The organism is Candidatus Dojkabacteria bacterium (assembly GCA_030583845.1).
Taxonomy (GTDB): Bacteria; Patescibacteriota; Dojkabacteria; order SC72; family JAHDCA01.
On record CP129478.1, the window covers coordinates 997580 to 1014799 of the forward strand.

Here is a 17220-nt window from a genome sequence, read left to right on the forward strand (position 1 = left end):
TCACTTGGCAACTAAATTATGTACATTGTTAATAGTCTCAAATATAACAGGTCCCTGGTCGTTTTCATAGCTATGTTTGCTTATCCCTTCCAAAGTGCCGCTTACACACGGCTCATCTTTGTAGAAGTAATCTGGATGTGACAGAAAGTTGAATACTTTTGCTTCATCAACCGGTCTGCCATTGTAAATTTGACCAAACCTTCCTAGCACTTCATACGAAGAAAGTGCCGTGCAGTCACCACCATTGTTGGGATACTCCCAAATTCGCAAAATGTCGGCGGGCGATCCAGAGCCCAGATTCTGATCATACCTGTTTGGCCTATATGGTTGCGTCTCAACCTTCAGATCCCATGGAACTGGTATGCCATTGGTGCCAAGTGTAAAGCGTGTCCTACCAGAAGAGTCGGCATAGAAGCCCTTCTGTTGCAATACTATAAGTGTATCTTCATCTGCCTGCCATCCTCCGGCTCGGAAGACTTTTGGATCTGGAAGACCACGTTCGTCAAACTGCTTCCTCGACCAATCGATTATTTTGCCTAACTCCTGCTGAGAATAGCCATAAACCATTACATCGTATCCATCATGAGTATTCCATCCCCAAGCAGGAGTCTGCCTCACTGTTACACCGGTACTTTCGACCATGTCAAAAAACATATGAAGATGTAGGCCAATTTCATCACCTGCTGTAGCTCTTTGCTTAACCCAATCTGTAGCTCGTGCCCGATATGCCTCTGAATATTGCTTAGAAACATAAAGCCTTGGGTTCCAGAAGTGAGTAATTGGCGCATTGTACTGATCGGATAAATCAGCAAGCTTAGTGAAGGTCTCATCCTTGACAAGATTGCCGTCCCAGTCAAGCGTGAAATTGACATACACTGGATATGAAAGATTATATTCGAATGCCTCAGTTTCAAATTTCCCACAATCGCTGCGTATTATCGCCTTAACTTCGTATATACCAGGATTATATCTAGCCAACGGAATATCAAGCTCAAAGCTCTCTTCTTCGACGAGTGGAAGATCCGCTAAGTCATCTGTGCCAACGATAGAGTATTGAACCTGAAGATTTAGCTGATCCTTGTATGCATTAAAAAATTTCACAAACTCATTTGATGGGATGGTCGTAAATCTTAAAGTCGAGTCTGAGGGATTGTTAGTAATTAGATACCACTTACGATCGGTATAAGCCGAGTGAAAAGCCTCTCCACCCACCTCCTCAAAGCGATTACACAGCGCCTTATCAAGCGAGACTCCCTCTACCTCACCTTCTGCTGTTGCAGAATATGCTAGGTCGACGGTGGAAATACCAGTATTTCCCACCTCCTTCTTGTCATACATAAAGTCTGTAACGGAATATGAGAGGAATCCAACCCCTAAGAGCATGATGCCTAAAAATAGAACTTGGAAAACCAGCTTGTTCTTTTTCTTCTTTCTTCTGTAATTGTAATTTTGCGCTTTATATCTCATTTCCCGAATATTTCCTCGAGCCATTCTCTATATTGAAGCCATTTCTTTCAAGTAAGCTTCTTGGATCTTCTTAATTCGATTAACCGAACCAGTAGCGAGACTACAAGTATAACGAAAATCGCTGCAGCGGCAGCTCCGATGGCGCCAAAACGCTGTCCTGCAACAAGTATACTTACAGTGTACATGACTATAACGTGAAGCTGGTAATACTCAAAGGTATAGCGGCTCATATATTTTAATGAGCTCGCAAGCGGTTTTAATCTGGTGATTAGCTCTGAAAGTAGCAAGAAAAGGGCAGCATATGCCACCCCGTAAGCCAAGAAAAGCAGAGAAGGTGGGAACCGATCTTGCCCAAATCCTAGTCGATGCTCAGCGATATAGATCCCCGCAGCCATGATTGCAAAAGCGATCCCAAGAAACACCCGCCTATCCTTTATGTTATGGCTCCAGTAGCCCCAAGCCAGACCTATCGCCAGCACTGGGAAATAGGAAAGTAATCCAAACCTGTGAAGTTCTTCGTGGCCCACAAACAGCGCTTTGTAAGCGTTTAGCAGCTCTATTTTAAGGTCTACCTTATATAAGTATGCTGCGGCAACATAAACTACTACAGCCACAATTAGTAAAATATATGGCTTACTCAAGGATATTCTCAGATATTTCTGGAATGCGAATATAAGTATGTCCACAAGAGCAAAAGTGAGTATGAATTCTGTGAAAATTGGTACCTCTACGAAGAATAGCACGCGCATAATTTCATTAAATGAAGGAAGTGACTGATTGCTCAATATCACAACTGCAAATGCTGCCACATAGTAGCCTGACAATATATATGCAACACGTTGCCACAATTTTTCAAATGGTATCCTGTCGCCGCGATCCTTAAACTTGATTCCATATACAGAACCTGAGCAAAACAGGAAAGTGGTAAAGCAGACAGTGGCCCCTAGCCATGTAAAGAACCCAAGCCACCCTTGGTTGTCAAACTTGTAAAAAATCGCGTTGGTATGGGTAATAATCATCCACAGGACTACCGAGCCGCGTAGAAGATCTATTGAATTGTCGCGCTCGCTGTTTGGCTTTTGGGTCGACATATGCAGTATGATAATATGAAATGGATCGCTTGGAAATATAGCTTTTCACGAAATCCAGCGTATTGATTGTTGAAATAAGTTAAGAACTCTAGAAATGCCTACATATAACTATTCTGACAGGCGAAGCGTTGTATACAACCCGAACCGCCGAGCAAGAGAGCAACAGCAACGCAGCAAGTCTCAGAGCAAGCCACAGGGCAAGCCCCAGAGTAAGCATAGTGGTGGAAGCTTGAAGAGGATTTTAGGCTATACATTGGTAGGATTTGTGGCCCTCAATATCATAGGGGCAGTTTTTTTCAATAATACATATCGCTCATACATTAATGCTGTTACCTATAAGGCTAAGGAGTTCCAGATAAACTACCGAACCTACAAGGTACAAATTAGCGAGGATCTTCCAGAAGATTTTGCAGCTGATTTACAAGATGCACTTGATGAAGTCGAATATAAGGGGAAGAAGAGATATGAATTTGTCGACGGGAATGCCGATCTGCAGATTGGATACGGCTCGATTGAAGATGAGATGCTCGTTTTGAGCAACCAGGTCTTACTTCCGGTCGTCAACCTATACTCGTTAAAAGACTCAACAGACGCAAATGAGCTAAATTCTTCCTCAGTCGCACTCGTAACATTATCCAGTTATGAGAGCATTGTTACTGCACTTTTTCCAGACCAGCAGATCATAGTTGTCGAAAATACGGCAGACATTGAATGGCTAGATAGCACAATTGCAATTGTGATGATGTCTGACCTTACAGCTGATCTGAAGCTGCTAAGCTACGAGGGAGTTTACTATCTAGATAGTTTTGATAGCGGATCGCTGCCAGCAAGCCTTGGGGTCATTGAAAGCAGTGCCGACGACTCTGTTGGTAGGACATTAATCGGGCTTGCCAAGCAGGAGGTGGATGTTGAACAGGAGCTGACAGACGAGCGGGTGCTGAAGCTAAATATGACCGGCGTGACAGCGCTTAGCCGAAATTTAGCCTTTAAGATAGATGCATCAGGTGATCCTGCATATGCAGCGACCAAGATCAGTGATTTTCTAGCCGATGCTGACCTTACCCACACATCAAATGAGGTCTCGTTCATTGATGACTGCGTGCCGGTAAGAAGCATGAGCTTCTGCTCAAACAGTGATTATTTAGCCGCTCTTGATGCTATTGGGCTAGACATAATCGAGCTTACAGGCAACCATAACAACGATTACGGCGCAGTACACAACACAAACTCAATCGGCATGTATAAGGAGAGAGGCTGGAGCTACTTCGGAGGTGGTCTGGATAGCACAGATGCAGCCAAGATCCTCTATAAAGAGGTTGATGGTACAAAGCTAGCCTTCATTGGATATAACTATTACGACACGATGAACGGCTCAGGTGCCTTGGCTTCGGCATCTAGAGCAGGAGCAAATTCGTTCTCATTCGAGAAGATGGAAGCTGATATCAAGGCCGCAAAAGAAGCCGGCGCCGTGGTAATAGTAGACTTCCAGTTTCAGGAGTGTTACTCATATCCAGCCAGCGACGTGATTTTTCCTCCATGCTACAAAGCTTTGACGAGCCCTGACCAGGTAGGCGTATTTCGACAGGCGGTAGAGGATGGGGCAGACATCGTTGTTGGAACACAGGCGCACCAGCCACAGACATTTGAAGTGTACAATGGCAAGACAATCTTCTACGGCCTCGGAAATCTTTTTTTTGACCAGATCCCGTGGATTGGGACGCGCCAAGGGCTTGTGTTAACGCACTATTTCGTCGACGGTAAGCATGTGCAGACAAAGGTAAGCACGACTATTTATGATAATGATATGAGGCCGTATGTGACTGAGGGAGAGGATAGGGAGCTGCTGCTGGGGCTGTTGGAGGATGCGAGAGCGAGCCTTTAGACGAGCCTTCTGAATGCGCTATAATAAGCGACTTAAGTTGTAATAGCCAATTAGATGTTAGTTCCAGATAATTTTATACCTCCTGAGCTAGTCAAAGAGGATTATATTGCGCGTAAACTTTGTGCTAGTGATGTATATCTTGATTATCTTGCTGTAATGAGCAGCATTGATATTATCCACAAAGTTAGGAGTGAATCGTGGCCAACTACAGACCTCACTATCGAGGATGACCTAATTGACTTATCTTGGCACCAGCGAGAGTTTGAGTATAAGAATTCCTTCGCATACACTGTAATGAGTAAGGATGAAAATGAGTGTTACGGGTGTATTTACTTTTATCATCCGAGCTTTAGGTTCCCAGATGGTTTAGATAAAGAGTATGAGGTAGATGTTTCGTGGTGGTGTACTCAGAAGATGTATGAGAATGGTTTCTATGAGAGGCTTTCAGCGGATGTGAAGGAGTGGGTGGAGAAAGAATGGCCGTTTAGGCATATTTATTACTCGAACCGCGTTCAGTGAGGTCTTCATTTTCTGCCTTGATCTCTTCAATAAATTGACTTATTATGTCTTTGTACATTGCCTCAATCTCCTCACGTTCTCCCTTACAAGCGACATAAACACCTTCTGGGAACTCTTGCTCTATAGCCCTTCTGTACCTTTCAGATTGGTTACCAGTCACAATTGTGCATGCTGTCTGATGCTCCCTAGCTATATGTGCAATTTCTCTCCATCTTCCGTTGTATGGCCTGGTAATTATATGAAAGACGTTGCCGGTAGAAATTATTTCTATCGCCTCTGGAATGTTACTTGCAGTGACTATCTCGGCGCCATACTGAGCAAGTGTCTTTAACCTTTCGTTATGGATACTTCCCCAGCTTGTATCGTCTAGAATTAACAATATATTTTTTTTCTCAAGCTCTGACATTTGTGTTAAGCAACGTAACTTAGCCCCGCAACCTATAGTCAAATTATCCATCTAAATAGACCATATGTAAAGAGTGCTCTCCGGAGGCTGTAGGCTATAAGGACTTTTTTAATGCACTCCAAGGGAATGGAACTCCTGTTTTGTGAAACTTCAGATGGACTAAAGGTCCAATCGTTTCAGAGGCGTTGTAGACATGCTTAGTAGCAGAACCAATATCGTCTGGATGAAGGATGACATGCGCAGGTATTCCATATTCTTGGCAGCTTAGTGCAGCCCCAAGCCACGCCCCCCCCGACAGTGCTATTACTGCGAAATCAAACCTGACTCCCTCTACAAGTGTGGCATATAGTCTTGAGGCAGAGTTAACACTATGGAATTGCGTAGATCCGTTGAGGGATTTCTTAGCTTCGCGGACAAAAGGTCTAGATCTATCATCCTCCACGATTAATATCGATAAAGGAGGCTCTCCCTCCAGTGAACTAATTCCTTCCATGAGTCTGGTACAAATAAATTCAATTTGGGCATTTAATAACTGGTGCTGAGGAGAGGACTCGAACCTCCACAGGATTTAACTCCCACTAGTACCTGAAACTAGCGCGTCTGCCAATTCCGCCACCCCAGCACGATAAACATGCGAATCTTACCACAAAATTGCGATTATCTCATCAATGCTCGCTCGAGCAGCTTGATCACTTCAAGCACTACAAGATAGATAAGCAGATACACAAACCATGCAATAAGTGCGTTGATATCGATCACATATCTTCCATCAATCACAATATCATTAAAGATCCCTTCAAACGGGCCGACAAATATCTGGCTTTTATCGTATACCCAAGCGACGATCGCATTTGAGGCATTAGCATCAAATAGCAGGAATACCATTCGAAGACAGATAAGGATCTCAATTATGGTCATAATAAAGCTTACAATCCCTCTCATCACGCTGGTTATTAATGGTCGCTGTCTCATAGAAATTTTGCTTAATTAAGTGTGCCACGCCGGATTGGGCATTGCTATAGCAATTTTATAACGGAAGCGGCGAGAGAGCAACATTAAAATTTAATGAAATAAGGCGTATGGCTCTGTTACAGAAGCCACCAAATTCCGTATAAACTTATAGCTTGAAATTAATGAATAATTAATATTTTTTGATATAATTGGCAATGGCACAAAACCAGCAAGGGGCTCCAGGTGGCCAGCCTTACGACAACAACCAAATTCAACAGCCGAAACAGCAATTTACAGACCAGTCTCCCTATCTTCAGCCACGCTATGCCGACGAGCCAGAGTACCAATTTCAACCTCAAGGTAGTAAAAAGAAGGCAAAGTCGAGCAAGCTGTCAGCGATTCTTCCACTCTTTATCACAGTAGTGCTATTTGGTGCGCTTGGCTATCTAGGCTATAGAATTCTTTTCTATACACCATCAGCACCACCGGTAGAGGATAAAAAAAGCGGTGATGAGCTTAATGAAGATGATATCGCAAATGAAGCCAGCATCGTTGATCGAAGTGATGGTAGCAACTGTTCAAACTTTGACTCATATAAAGACAGTATTTTCAGCTCAGTAAGTACGCCAAGAAAATGGATGTTAATAGGAAAAGAGTTTAGTGACGACCAAAAATCAATGGTCGTAAGTGGGGCGATGACACAGGAATATGCTGCAGCATCTGATGGTATTAAGAATTTCCATATCCGCGCGGAAGTGGTTGACCAAGGCGTCAAAGTAGAGCTAGCCCAAAAAGAGGGTGATACGAAGGCGTATCAGGGTAAGATAAACTTTGACACTGTTACACCTGGCATCCAAAAAGCAAGGATCTATATTGTGAGCTCATGCGGCTATGCATACTCTGAGACCAAAGATGTGTATGTGTCATATCCTGTATATGTTGCCTGGACATTGGACCACGAAGGTAAAAATTTCCCGTACGCATACCTCCAAAGCATCGACAATATCGCCAAGAAGCATAACAACATGCCTATTACCCATTTCTACAACCCGAGGACATTTGTATCTAGTGCTGTAAACCAGCAGTTTGCAGCCCAAAATCTGGCGTGGGTGAAGGCAAGGCAGCAGAATCATGGCGATACAATCGGGCTCCATTTGCATATGTTTTTTGATATGGTGCGCGCAGCTGGTGTAGAGCCAAAGACAGCTCCTGCATGGGGTTGGAACTCTAACGATGGCTATGATGTTCTCGTTTCAGGATATAACCATGATGAGCTCACACAGATCATTACCTGGTCGAAGCAGTTGTTTGCTGAGAAAGGGCTTCCAGAGCCAAAGATCTTTAGAGCTGGTGGTTGGCATGCGACAACTGATACATTGATAATCCTTGAGGATAATGGTTTCGTGGCTGATTCTTCGGGAAGAAGCAGGTTTACTTCCAGCGATCCTGAACAGGGCCTTGGCCGTCACAATATCCCATTCCCTTGGATATTAAGCACAACGACTCAACCTTACCGTCCAACCTACTACAGCCAGAATGACTCGAGCGGCTTCGGCGATGAGTTGATGACTCTTTGGGAATTTCCAAATAACGGTCTAGACTCGACTGACAGCAATGGTACCGCACCAATACTGTTCTCATATTTTAAGGAAAACTACCCAAACCTGGGCCAGCCAATAGATAAGCGTACAACTGTAAACTTCTTGAGCCACCCAGACTATTTCAATATAGACGCTCCTAAGATTGATGGGTTATTTACTCAGATTGATCCATATCTGTACGATAGAGATGCAGGCCCAGTCATGTATGTGCAGTTGGACTATCTTTACGATGTATACGAGAATCACTAATCTATTTTCTGGTTATTACCACTACACAGCTGTTCGGATTACCGTTGATTAGCTTCACATCTTCAATTTTGTACTCCCCCTCCCATCCTTTCAGCAAGTATTTATCAGCTAGCTTGTCGAAGGTCATGATATCAACGGCATATCCGAGCGCCTCAAGGATGGCTTTGGCGAGGACATAATCCTCAACCTGGAATCTGGCAATAAGTCCGGTCTTTTCGCATGGTCGCATGACGATATCCTGATTCTCGGCATGGGCAGCGATCTCGCCAAGGATAAAGCAGCCACCTGGCTTAAGATATTTAGTCAGATACTGGATCGATTCAATCAGTCCGCCAGGAAAGTTTAAGCTAAAACCGGGCTTTTTGTCTTCATGCACTTCTTTAATTTGCTTGCCATGTTCGAAAGCTGCAATATCAAAAGGCACTGTTATATGCTCTATCATGATTGCCTCGAAATCATGTCGGTCAAGTAGAGTAGGTGAGTGAGCATTTTTAAGTTGTTGTACGAATCTATCGCGATGTGGAGCTAGCTCAGTCACTTTCACCCTGAACAGCTGCTGAAACCATTGCCCATCTTCGCCTTTAATCAGGTGAAGATCGTTGCGCATCCAGATAGTGTCGAATAAATATGTGCAGTAGATAATATCTTGGTTAGCGGGTAATTTTACGCTGCTCAGATTGAGCATGTTGGCTATCTGGTATTTGATCGTAAGATTTTGTGGGATGAAATCCAGTTTGTCAAAGTGGTATTTCGGGTCTTTTATATCTGTCGCAGTGAGATGAATCTCTAGATCGCTAAGATGGTTGGCAGTCTCAACCCATGCGTGGGCCTTGGCACCAATTGAGAGCTCTGTAATGTCTAACTTACCCTGCGAGGTGGCTTTGGATTTCATTAAGTATGCAATCGCCCGAGTAAGCGGAGGGCAATCGTCGAAGGCTCTAGCGAGCCCCAGGCGGTTATAGAAGGCAAAATCTTGCTGTGAGTAGTATAGAGCATTGATCTGATTAAAAGCATCTGGAGTAAAGTTTGCTGTAGGCGAGAAGTGTGCTTCTTTAATTGCAATCTGGGTAGCTATTTGGCTATCTAGCTGCTGACCACTATTCTCCCGATGCGCTGACATTAGCCTCTTCAATTCAGGGGTAAAAAGGAAAATGTCGTCAACATGAGGCATATGTGAAATGAGGAGCGCTTCGATATTTGGATTGTTCTCCCAATGTATTTTTTGCAACATTTGCGGTTTTGCTTGTACGGGCAGCCCGGTTTGGGGCTGTATGAACCAGGGCGTCCCGGGCCCGGAACGCCCTCTGTCGGGCTGACCCTTGAATAACCCTCTCCAATAAGTATAATTATATATAGCAGCTGATTTAATGTACATTAAAACCGTGTTACACGAGGCAACAGTCACAATTATTCACGACAAAATTGAGGATTTGCTGAAGCAGTACAATCCAGATAATTATGACAGGATTACACTGACGCTTGGCAAATTCTACAAATATGGCAATGGTCTAAGATTTAACCCCAATCTGAAGAAGACCAAATTCAACAAGGTAATCGACATACTTGAGTCTGAGCCAGGCTTCTGGGATCAGATGAATAGCGAAAGTTTTACAGAGAGAAGCTATAAGAATTATTATGAGCGCAAAAGCAAGATCGGCAGCATTATTGAGCGCAACAAGATAATTAACAGCGAGCATAAGACAATTCGAGTCCCAGAAAGTCCTATAGACATACGGCTTAGCTCGTACAAGGAGAAGATCTATACAAAGGAGGTCAAATCAGCCAAAGCGCTAGTAAGCAACAAGGTGCAAAGCATTTTCATTAAAGAGTTTGTGAAAATTATCTGCACAACAAACTCACGCCCAAATAAAAACAACCGCGAATATGTTAATTACAGTATAGAAATTGAGCTAATACCAGGACTGATAGGTCGCTACCCTCTTAATTATGTGATACATGCGATTGTTGCGCATGTTGAACTTCTGTTAGGCGAATAGCTTGTTAGGTCAATAGCTGCGATAACTATCCGTAGTATTCAATCATCTTCCGTGTCACTTCCGAGACATCCTCTTCGAGCGAGGTATGCGATTTAGAACTGAATCGCATAATCTTGTAGTTTGGCACCTTTTCATACAGTTCAAGCCTTGCTTTAACCTTTGTGTCGAAGTCGTTAATCATAAATAGCCCATCGGCTTTGTTATCGCGAAGCTCTTTGAGCAGGTCAAGCCTTTGCAGATATACCATACTTATACGCGCTAGCTCTATCGATACATTCTTCTCAAAGCAGTCAAACATCACCTCGAGCACCTTGTCTCTAACATCCAACTTATCCTCCCAGTAATCCCATTCAAGAACATCTAGTGATCTACGCTCGTGGTGCCACATCTTACGAAAAATATAGCGAAACTGTGAGCTGTGGATCACTGGCTTCATTTTTAGAAATAGCCTTGCTGGCAACATAGTAAAGTAGATGGGGAACTGCGAATAGTGCACTGGCGTCGCTCTGGCGACAACTTTAATCGTTTTATCCGGGTATTTTGCAGCAAATTTAGCAGCCAATACACCACCAAGCGAGCCGCCATACAGATTCACCTTACCTAGATTCAGAAGCTCTATGAAATCGGATGTAAAATCGCTGAATTCATCTAATTCAGAGCCAACCTGGATCGCCTCAGACCAGCCAAAGCCAGGATAATCGGGGGCAATAACCCTGTATTTATGGCTTAGCTCATGAATAAACGTAACAAATATCTCCTTCACGCTGATCCAGCCGTGTATCAAAAGCAACGGTGGCTTCTGTGATAGGTAATTTGGGTTATTGGCTGCCAATTCACCCTCCGTATCGAAATATGACACCTTCCTACCATTCAGTATCGTATTGTAGCTCGTAGGAAATTGAATTTTACTCTTCGCGTTGCGTGTATCGGGATTTTTGACCATCACACTCGGTAAACTTGCACTCGTTAACTATATACGGGCAATATTAGATGATTAATAGATAGTTGTATAGTGTAAATGACTCAGCAGAAAAATTGGCAAGATACTCCTAACTGTTTTTCCATTTAGCACGTCTAGCCGATTTAATGAAGGTAATTATCATTATAGTCGTAATCAAAGCCGCGTAGATTGCAAGCAGCTGTCTAAGGTCACTCCCGGTGGCTACGAGCTCGCCGCTAGTCCCACCACTAGCGTTTCCACTACCGCTGCTGCCGCTGTTTGCACCTCCACTATCGCCGCTACCGCTATCCCCGCCGCCACTATCTCCACCACCGTCATCTCCTCCGCCAGTTGATGCAGAGAGGGCAGGCAATGATACGCCTCCGGTGCCTGTTAATCCTGTTACTCGCCAATACTGATTAGAGTTAATAGTCACAATGTCTGTATCTGAATCAACCTCAAATTTCTCTATTCCACCTGAGCAATCAGGCTCGACATCCTCAAGCGACATAGCATTTGGGCAGATCATTACGGAGGTTTGCTCAGCTGTTTTGGGTACATACAGATCAAATGTACCGTAGCTGCCTGGTGCAGCAGCTAAGTTGTGCACAAATGACTTATTTAATTCTATATCGACTGCGCCGGACACAGTAGCCCAATCTCTGCTTGCGACTAGATCTATGACTAGATCTGCAAGCGGTATGTCAGCGTTAGTTAGGAGGCGACTTACTCTATAATATCCTGTGTGCTGATGGCTCGGGTTTTCAAGATTGCTGCTATTAGCCAGATCAATCGCGTTGAGATCGCTAGCGAGGTTCAAAATCTGCACAACATCCCCATTATCAATATCAATCATCCACACACTACCCGCTGTACCTCGCTCACCAAGTACAATAGCGTTCTGTGCAGCCCAGTATCCGATAGAGATGAAGCTTCTGTCAGCATCGTAAAGCTCATCCCAATGCTCGAGGTCACTGCTACGCATCACCCTTCCTCCGCGCTCAATGGTGTAAAGAAATCCATCGTTAGCTACCACGAACTGATTGTAATTCCTAAATGTAGGAACAGCCACATCCGCATAGCCAATATCAAAATCAAGCGTGTAAGTATCATAGCTGTTATCAGGATTAATGCCGTAAATCGTGCTGTCGTCATAGCCAAGAATAAGCAGCTGTCCGTTAAACTCGACAAAGTGGGTGCGATGAATCTCGGTAGGAAGGGTAATTGTAGTCCAATTAGCACCATTATTATTACTGTACTGAAGGTATGGCTGGTATAAAGTAGAGTCACTACTTGAAAGAGTGTAAAGTCTGCCAGCAAATTCAGCGACGTCAAAGTTTCTATACGGCCCAGCCGGTCCAAGCGTTTCCCATACAGATCCGCCATTTGTGCTTCTAAAGATCTCGCCGTAACATGTCGTGCCAAGTACACATGTGCCAGTTTGATTATTATGTGTCCCGTCCTGCGAGCCGGTTGCTGAATAGAGCGTCCCATCGGCAGCACGACTTATTGAGAATGTATGAATTACACCATCAAGTCCGCTAGTCTCACGATATTTAGTGAGGCTGTCACCATCAGTTATATATACATTTCCCCATTCCCATAGCTGTGGAGGCGTACCTGTAGGCCATGGGGCAGGATCTGAACCCGCTATAACCACACTACTCCCAGTACTCACCATGTCGACAAAGCCCTGCTCGTTTAATAAGCCAATATTTGTGACTGTAGATCCATCGTACTTCACTAGCATTGAGCCGCTGGACTCAGCTGGTCTGGCGCGTCCAATACCTATAAGCAACTCGCCGTTTAGCTCTTCAAAGGCGTATGCACCAAAATGGTTAGCATTTCCGGCAGTGCCGCTTTCAGTTAGGAAAAAATTTGCCCAGTTAAAGCTTGGGGAGAGCTCCTCGAAGTTCTCATTAATGCCAGCCTCTGCAGATTTGGTTAGCTTCGACGAACTATTTACAAATAACATGCCAAACGAAGTAAGCAGAAGGAGTAGGGCGGCAGCAAGTTTTAGCTTATTTTGCATGTTGTAGCAGTGTATATTTACTTTGATCATACTACCCTTTGATTTGATGCTGGGTCAAGTTGGCTTGAGCTACAAGTATGGTGTTTGCAGTAGTTAGTCTAGAATCGGATGGTAGCTATGCTGACGATGCGATAGATTATCAGCTCCGTATACAATTACATTGTATGGACCTGGTTTACTTAACCCCCAAGAGATAGTTATGGTAGAGCCAGCAAGGTTAAGATCAATATCAGGTGGAGGGTTTATGCAAACAAGCCCACCACCTTCAGGCGGATTGATGAAGGCGACAGGCTCAAGATTGCCCTGCTGGCCTACTATATACTCAGTACCATCTGGCAAAGAAACAACAATTTCCTCAATCCAGAGTGAAGCGCGATTTGTTCCTACTATGGCAAGCTTAAACGGGTAATTGTTATTTATTTCGACCTCTACTCCCCAAGGATGTGTCTCGATCTCGGGTAACGGCTGATCGAGCTCATACTCATGTCCTATTCCCGCACCGAAACTTCTCGCACAGTAGCCAGTATCATAGGGTGGGGGAGTGACAGTACTTTTTGCGGGCTCGGATCTGCAGCTAGCTAGAAACATAGTTGTGGCTAGTAGTGCACTCAAGCCAAAATTACCCTTTTTCATCACCCATTATACTATAAGGTATCCGCCGAGCCAGAATAGCTAATCGTAACCGCCCTTACATAAATGCGACTGCTATAATTGAGCCATGAAATACTTCGAGCAGGTATATGAGGTAGTAAACAGAATCCCAGAGGGCAAAGTGGCCACATATGGTCAGGTTGCCTCAATCTTGGGCAATCCTAGAGCCGCACGAGTGGTTGGTTACGCGCTTAGACTGCTCACAGATGAGGAGAGACAGATACCGTGGTGGCGAGTAGTAAATGCGAAGGGATTTCTCTCGATCGATCATGGGCATGGTGGGTTTGAGAAGGTGCTTCAGGCAGATCTATTGAGGGATGAGGGGGTCAAGGTGGATGATCAGTTTATTCTGGAGCTAGAGAGCTATCTGTGGGATGGGAGGTAGCTATTTCCGCTAGGGTGGGTGTATACTGGCCGCGTGAACCTTCCGTTTTTGAGCAGTGCTGGACATGGTGGAAGTGGGGTTCCAGAACATGGAGTAGACACAAGAGAACAACTGAAAATAGATCTTATGTCGGCCATTCAGGAGATAATTGCTCGTAGCCATCAGAAAGGTAACTATTATGATGGTGAAGTAGATGATCAATGCTTCTTGCAATGGGCGATTGCAGAAAATCCATTTATGGATCAGGATTCTTATTGCCGGTACGAAGCTAGAGCCAAATGGAAAGGATATGCTCAACAGCTTCGTAATGGTGAGCTGCGTACCAGAGATGAGCTTCTTGATTTTGTTAAGCTTACCTTTCAGAGAGAGGTAAGATGTCTTTTACTGACTTCAAGCCATGTGGATATAGTGAATGGAGAGTCAACCAACTTTGAGGGTAATCCAGCGCTTCAGGATGGTGGAAGCATAGAATGGTTGATCGGTATTTATTGTGCGGTGCACAGGAGGGATTTTTGTGAATTGCTTTACGCTATGGATAATCCACCGATGGCACTTTTTAGAACGAATGGGGCTCACTCAGCTTTTATAATGCTATACAGTGGACTTAGGTAGAAGATTGTTCTGTAAAGCAATCTTGTCTGAATAGAGATCCCGCAGTCTGTTAGTAGCTTTTGACAGAGTTGAGCTAACCGATTTCTCCCGTATACTCAAAGCCTCAGAAATCTCTTTATTTGAGAGCTCCATTCCGTAACGCATAAAGAAAATCTCTCTCTCCCTATAAGACAGCACCTCAGCCAGCTTGCGTACTTCGCGAACAAATTCCTCTATCTCAACCTGAGCCTCCACTTCGTCACCTTCAAGTGCCAGTTCAGCCTCACTCATATCAATACTCTCAATCTCCTTCATTCTGTATCTATCCGTAAGCCGATTTGCAGCAATCTTATACAACCATGTCACGAATGAAGCTCGACGATAGTCGTACTCATGAATCTTCTCAAGAAGCGTTACGTACACTTCTGAAAGAAGATCCTCACAGGTATCCCTATCTCCGCATTTCCAATAGAGATACCTAAATAGCTTGTCGTAAGTCTCTTCGTAAAGGCGTCCAAACGACTCTTTATCATTAGCAGCTTCGACAGCAAGCTTATCAAGCTCAGTTACAGTTCGTCTGTTCATGATTCTATCTAGTTTTGTTCAAGATAAGTTATCAGGTCGGACATCGGTTTGTCGGTTTTCTGCACGAGTGTTCCATCTTCTAGTCTTCTAAGAGTTAAGAAGTTGCCTTGCGTCCAACTGAGCTCAAGAAAATACCAAACACCGTCAATTTCTATATCATACATATATATATCTTCATAAAAACTATCTGGTACTGGTCTGTCTAGATATGCATTCCACCCTTCGTGATTCCTCACATATCCACCCTGATTAATTAGTGAGTCGAGCTCCGCTACTGTGTGGGCTGTGTCTCTGTACACAGAGTTGGACAAAGTGCCACCTCTTGAATCCATATTATCTTTGACAAATTCTTCACCAAAATACAGATCTAGAAATATCCCCGATTCCAACCAATCCATATTAACTGTAGATACAGCCCAATATTCTGCGCCATTCTCATCGTACTCTCTGGTAATATCGACAAGATGGCCGGTATCTGGCAATGAGTATATGTATCTATCATCTGAACTCGATATAAGCTCTCCACCCATGTCTTTGATAATTTCCTGCGCACTTTCTTCATCAAAGTTACTACCAGAGAATCCAGGTCCGTCTGTGCCTTCATAATAAAGTAGCTTCACCTCCATGCCATATTTGTTGGTAGTCTTACTGCTGCCTATATAACAGTCGATGTTGATACCACACTCTGCAACTGCTTCAATCACTCCTTTATTGTTGAGGAAAAACATAAGGATTGAGGCGACTAGAACGAAAACGAGCACTGTTACCGTCTTGAAACTCGCCAATTTGAGGAAGAGATGCCGAGGTTCATGCACTTGGGACGCATTAGTTCTAATTAAGTCGTCATAGCTAGCGAGAAGCTGATTCTTAAGCCTCTCTTTCAGGCCTTCATTAGTAAGGCTATCAAGAGAGTTTAATTTGTTTAGAAAATCATTCTGCTCCATATTTTTCCGCATTTATAAGCTTAGTTACTATTATATACGGATTTAGGTCATAAAATACGGCAAAAGAGGTTTAAATCTCTAGCAGAGTCAGCTTCATATAATGTATAATCCGACCGACTAAATTCTTTATAACCTTACAAATGTTTCACCAAGTTCCTGTACTAAAACACGACCAGCTTATGGAAAGCTTCGAAACAGGCTCTGCCCGCCAATATTTAGCAAAATATTTCTTAAAACTTCCCCTCGAATCTCTTGAGACGACAGGACAATATCTGTATGAAGTAGCGCTGAGGCTTCCTGATGCTGTTCACGCTCTATCCCTACAGCCATATGACAAGAGGACAGGTATTGGAGTAATGGGTGGAAAGGAGACTGATCTGCGGTCGCTACTTTATGATCATTATTGTAGCAACCATCTATCGAGATCGCTAATTGTAACGATGCAGCAGGCACACGAGGCAGGGTTGAATATGTATGCACCAATATTTCCCATTAATGGCCAAGATTCTGCGGGACTTTGCCGCATAGATACATATAATGAATGGGATTTCGCATTTTTAAACCCATTTTCGCCTGTGGTGATGAACCGACCACAGTTAGGTGAGGGGATGAGGTGGGAGCGACAAGAGGGGGTTGAGCTGTTCCCGATAGCCTATCCATTCAATGATCTGGCAATGACGAGGTAATGGTGTAGAGTTGGAGTTTGCGCGGTGAGATAGTATAATTGTGTGCCGCTTATGTTGTGTAAGTGTTGTTTGTGGTGGATGTAGCTCAATTGGTTAGAGCATCGGTTTGTGGAACCGAGGGTTGTGGGTTCAAGCCCCATCTTCCACCCCATTCGTGACTCTTGGCAGAATTGAAGATAGAATCAAACGGTTTTATCCAGTCATAACGCAGTTTTCCATCCTTGATAGATAGGTTCTGAAGTG

18 protein-coding genes and 2 tRNA genes are annotated in these 17220 nt (G+C 43.9%); 8 read left to right on the plus strand and 12 right to left on the minus strand.

Translation table 11 applies throughout. The features are described 5' to 3' along the window. Both QY318_04685 and QY318_04690 read right to left on the minus strand, forming a co-directional pair. Positions 1-1467, minus strand: coding sequence for a DUF2334 domain-containing protein (locus tag QY318_04685; protein ID WKZ31104.1), 1467 nt, complete (start codon positions 1465-1467; stop codon positions 1-3). A 47-nt stretch (positions 1468-1514) separates the two neighbouring features. After that, on the minus strand, positions 1515-2558 hold the full coding sequence (locus tag QY318_04690) for a heparan-alpha-glucosaminide N-acetyltransferase domain-containing protein (GenBank protein WKZ31105.1): 1044 nt from the start codon (positions 2556-2558) through the stop codon (positions 1515-1517). A 94-nt stretch (positions 2559-2652) separates the two neighbouring features. Between QY318_04690 and QY318_04695 the strand changes: the two genes are divergently transcribed. Together QY318_04695 and QY318_04700 are read left to right on the plus strand one after the other, a co-directional pair. Then, positions 2653-4440, plus strand: a complete 1788-nt coding sequence (locus QY318_04695; GenBank protein WKZ31106.1) for a CapA family protein — start codon at positions 2653-2655, stop codon at positions 4438-4440. A 54-nt stretch (positions 4441-4494) separates the two neighbouring features. Continuing rightward, on the plus strand, positions 4495-4959 hold the full coding sequence (locus QY318_04700) for a GNAT family N-acetyltransferase (GenBank protein ID WKZ31107.1): 465 nt from the start codon (positions 4495-4497) through the stop codon (positions 4957-4959). On the opposite strand, the gene QY318_04705 is transcribed toward QY318_04700, so the two are convergent. From QY318_04705 to QY318_04720, 4 genes are all read right to left on the minus strand, one after another. After that, a complete protein-coding gene (locus QY318_04705) occupies positions 4925-5365 on the minus strand; it encodes a hypothetical protein (GenBank protein ID WKZ31108.1) in 441 nt (146 codons plus the stop codon). The two genes, QY318_04700 and QY318_04705, sit on opposite strands and share 35 nt — an antisense overlap. Positions 5366-5459: 94 nt before the next feature. Then, positions 5460-5807: a hypothetical protein gene (locus QY318_04710; protein ID WKZ31109.1), complete on the minus strand. Its 348-nt coding sequence runs from the start codon at positions 5805-5807 to the stop codon at positions 5460-5462. A 91-nt stretch (positions 5808-5898) separates the two neighbouring features. Beyond that, positions 5899-5987, minus strand: a tRNA-Leu gene (locus QY318_04715). Between the two features lie 35 nt (positions 5988-6022). Beyond that, positions 6023-6337, minus strand: a complete 315-nt coding sequence (locus QY318_04720; GenBank protein ID WKZ31110.1) for a hypothetical protein — start codon at positions 6335-6337, stop codon at positions 6023-6025. Positions 6338-6531: 194 nt separating this feature from the next. On the opposite strand from QY318_04720, the gene QY318_04725 reads away from it, so the two are divergent. Beyond that, a complete protein-coding gene (locus tag QY318_04725; protein WKZ31111.1) occupies positions 6532-8166 on the plus strand; it encodes a hypothetical protein in 1635 nt (544 codons plus the stop codon). 1 nt (position 8167) lies between these two features. On the opposite strand, the gene QY318_04730 is transcribed toward QY318_04725, so the two are convergent. Continuing rightward, positions 8168-9397, minus strand: a complete 1230-nt coding sequence (locus QY318_04730) for a hypothetical protein (GenBank protein WKZ31112.1) — start codon at positions 9395-9397, stop codon at positions 8168-8170. 136 nt (positions 9398-9533) lie between these two features. On the opposite strand from QY318_04730, the gene QY318_04735 reads away from it, so the two are divergent. Beyond that, complete coding sequence (locus QY318_04735) at positions 9534-10163, plus strand: hypothetical protein (protein ID WKZ31113.1); 630 nt, start codon at positions 9534-9536, stop codon at positions 10161-10163. 25 nt (positions 10164-10188) lie between these two features. Here QY318_04735 and QY318_04740 read toward each other — a convergent pair whose 3' ends face one another. The 3 genes from QY318_04740 to QY318_04750 form a co-directional block, all read right to left on the minus strand. Further along, positions 10189-11106 (minus strand): alpha/beta hydrolase, encoded by a 918-nt coding sequence (locus QY318_04740; protein WKZ31581.1) that lies wholly within the window; start codon positions 11104-11106, stop codon positions 10189-10191. A gap of 106 nt (positions 11107-11212) precedes the next feature. Next, positions 11213-13135, minus strand: coding sequence for a hypothetical protein (locus tag QY318_04745; GenBank protein ID WKZ31114.1), 1923 nt, complete (start codon positions 13133-13135; stop codon positions 11213-11215). A gap of 93 nt (positions 13136-13228) precedes the next feature. Further along, positions 13229-13768 (minus strand): hypothetical protein, encoded by a 540-nt coding sequence (locus QY318_04750; GenBank protein ID WKZ31115.1) that lies wholly within the window; start codon positions 13766-13768, stop codon positions 13229-13231. An 85-nt stretch (positions 13769-13853) separates the two neighbouring features. On the opposite strand from QY318_04750, the gene QY318_04755 reads away from it, so the two are divergent. Next, the gene (locus QY318_04755; GenBank protein WKZ31116.1) at positions 13854-14171 is read left to right on the plus strand and encodes an MGMT family protein; all 318 of its coding nucleotides are present in this window, start codon (positions 13854-13856) and stop codon (positions 14169-14171) included. 33 nt (positions 14172-14204) lie between these two features. Beyond that, entirely contained in the window at positions 14205-14783 is a 579-nt protein-coding gene (locus tag QY318_04760) for a hypothetical protein (GenBank protein ID WKZ31117.1), read from the plus strand. Here QY318_04760 and QY318_04765 read toward each other — a convergent pair. Next, entirely contained in the window at positions 14763-15347 is a 585-nt protein-coding gene (locus tag QY318_04765; GenBank protein WKZ31118.1) for a sigma-70 family RNA polymerase sigma factor, read from the minus strand. The genes QY318_04760 and QY318_04765 overlap by 21 nt on opposite strands. 8 nt (positions 15348-15355) lie before the next feature. Continuing rightward, on the minus strand, positions 15356-16291 hold the full coding sequence (locus QY318_04770; protein ID WKZ31119.1) for a hypothetical protein: 936 nt from the start codon (positions 16289-16291) through the stop codon (positions 15356-15358). Positions 16292-16470: 179 nt separating this feature from the next. Between QY318_04770 and QY318_04775 the strand changes: the two genes are divergently transcribed. Both QY318_04775 and QY318_04780 read left to right on the plus strand, forming a co-directional pair. After that, complete coding sequence (locus QY318_04775) at positions 16471-16977, plus strand: hypothetical protein (protein WKZ31120.1); 507 nt, start codon at positions 16471-16473, stop codon at positions 16975-16977. A 74-nt stretch (positions 16978-17051) separates the two neighbouring features. After that, a tRNA-His gene (locus tag QY318_04780) sits at positions 17052-17128 on the plus strand. The last annotated feature ends 92 nt before the right edge of the window (positions 17129-17220 follow it).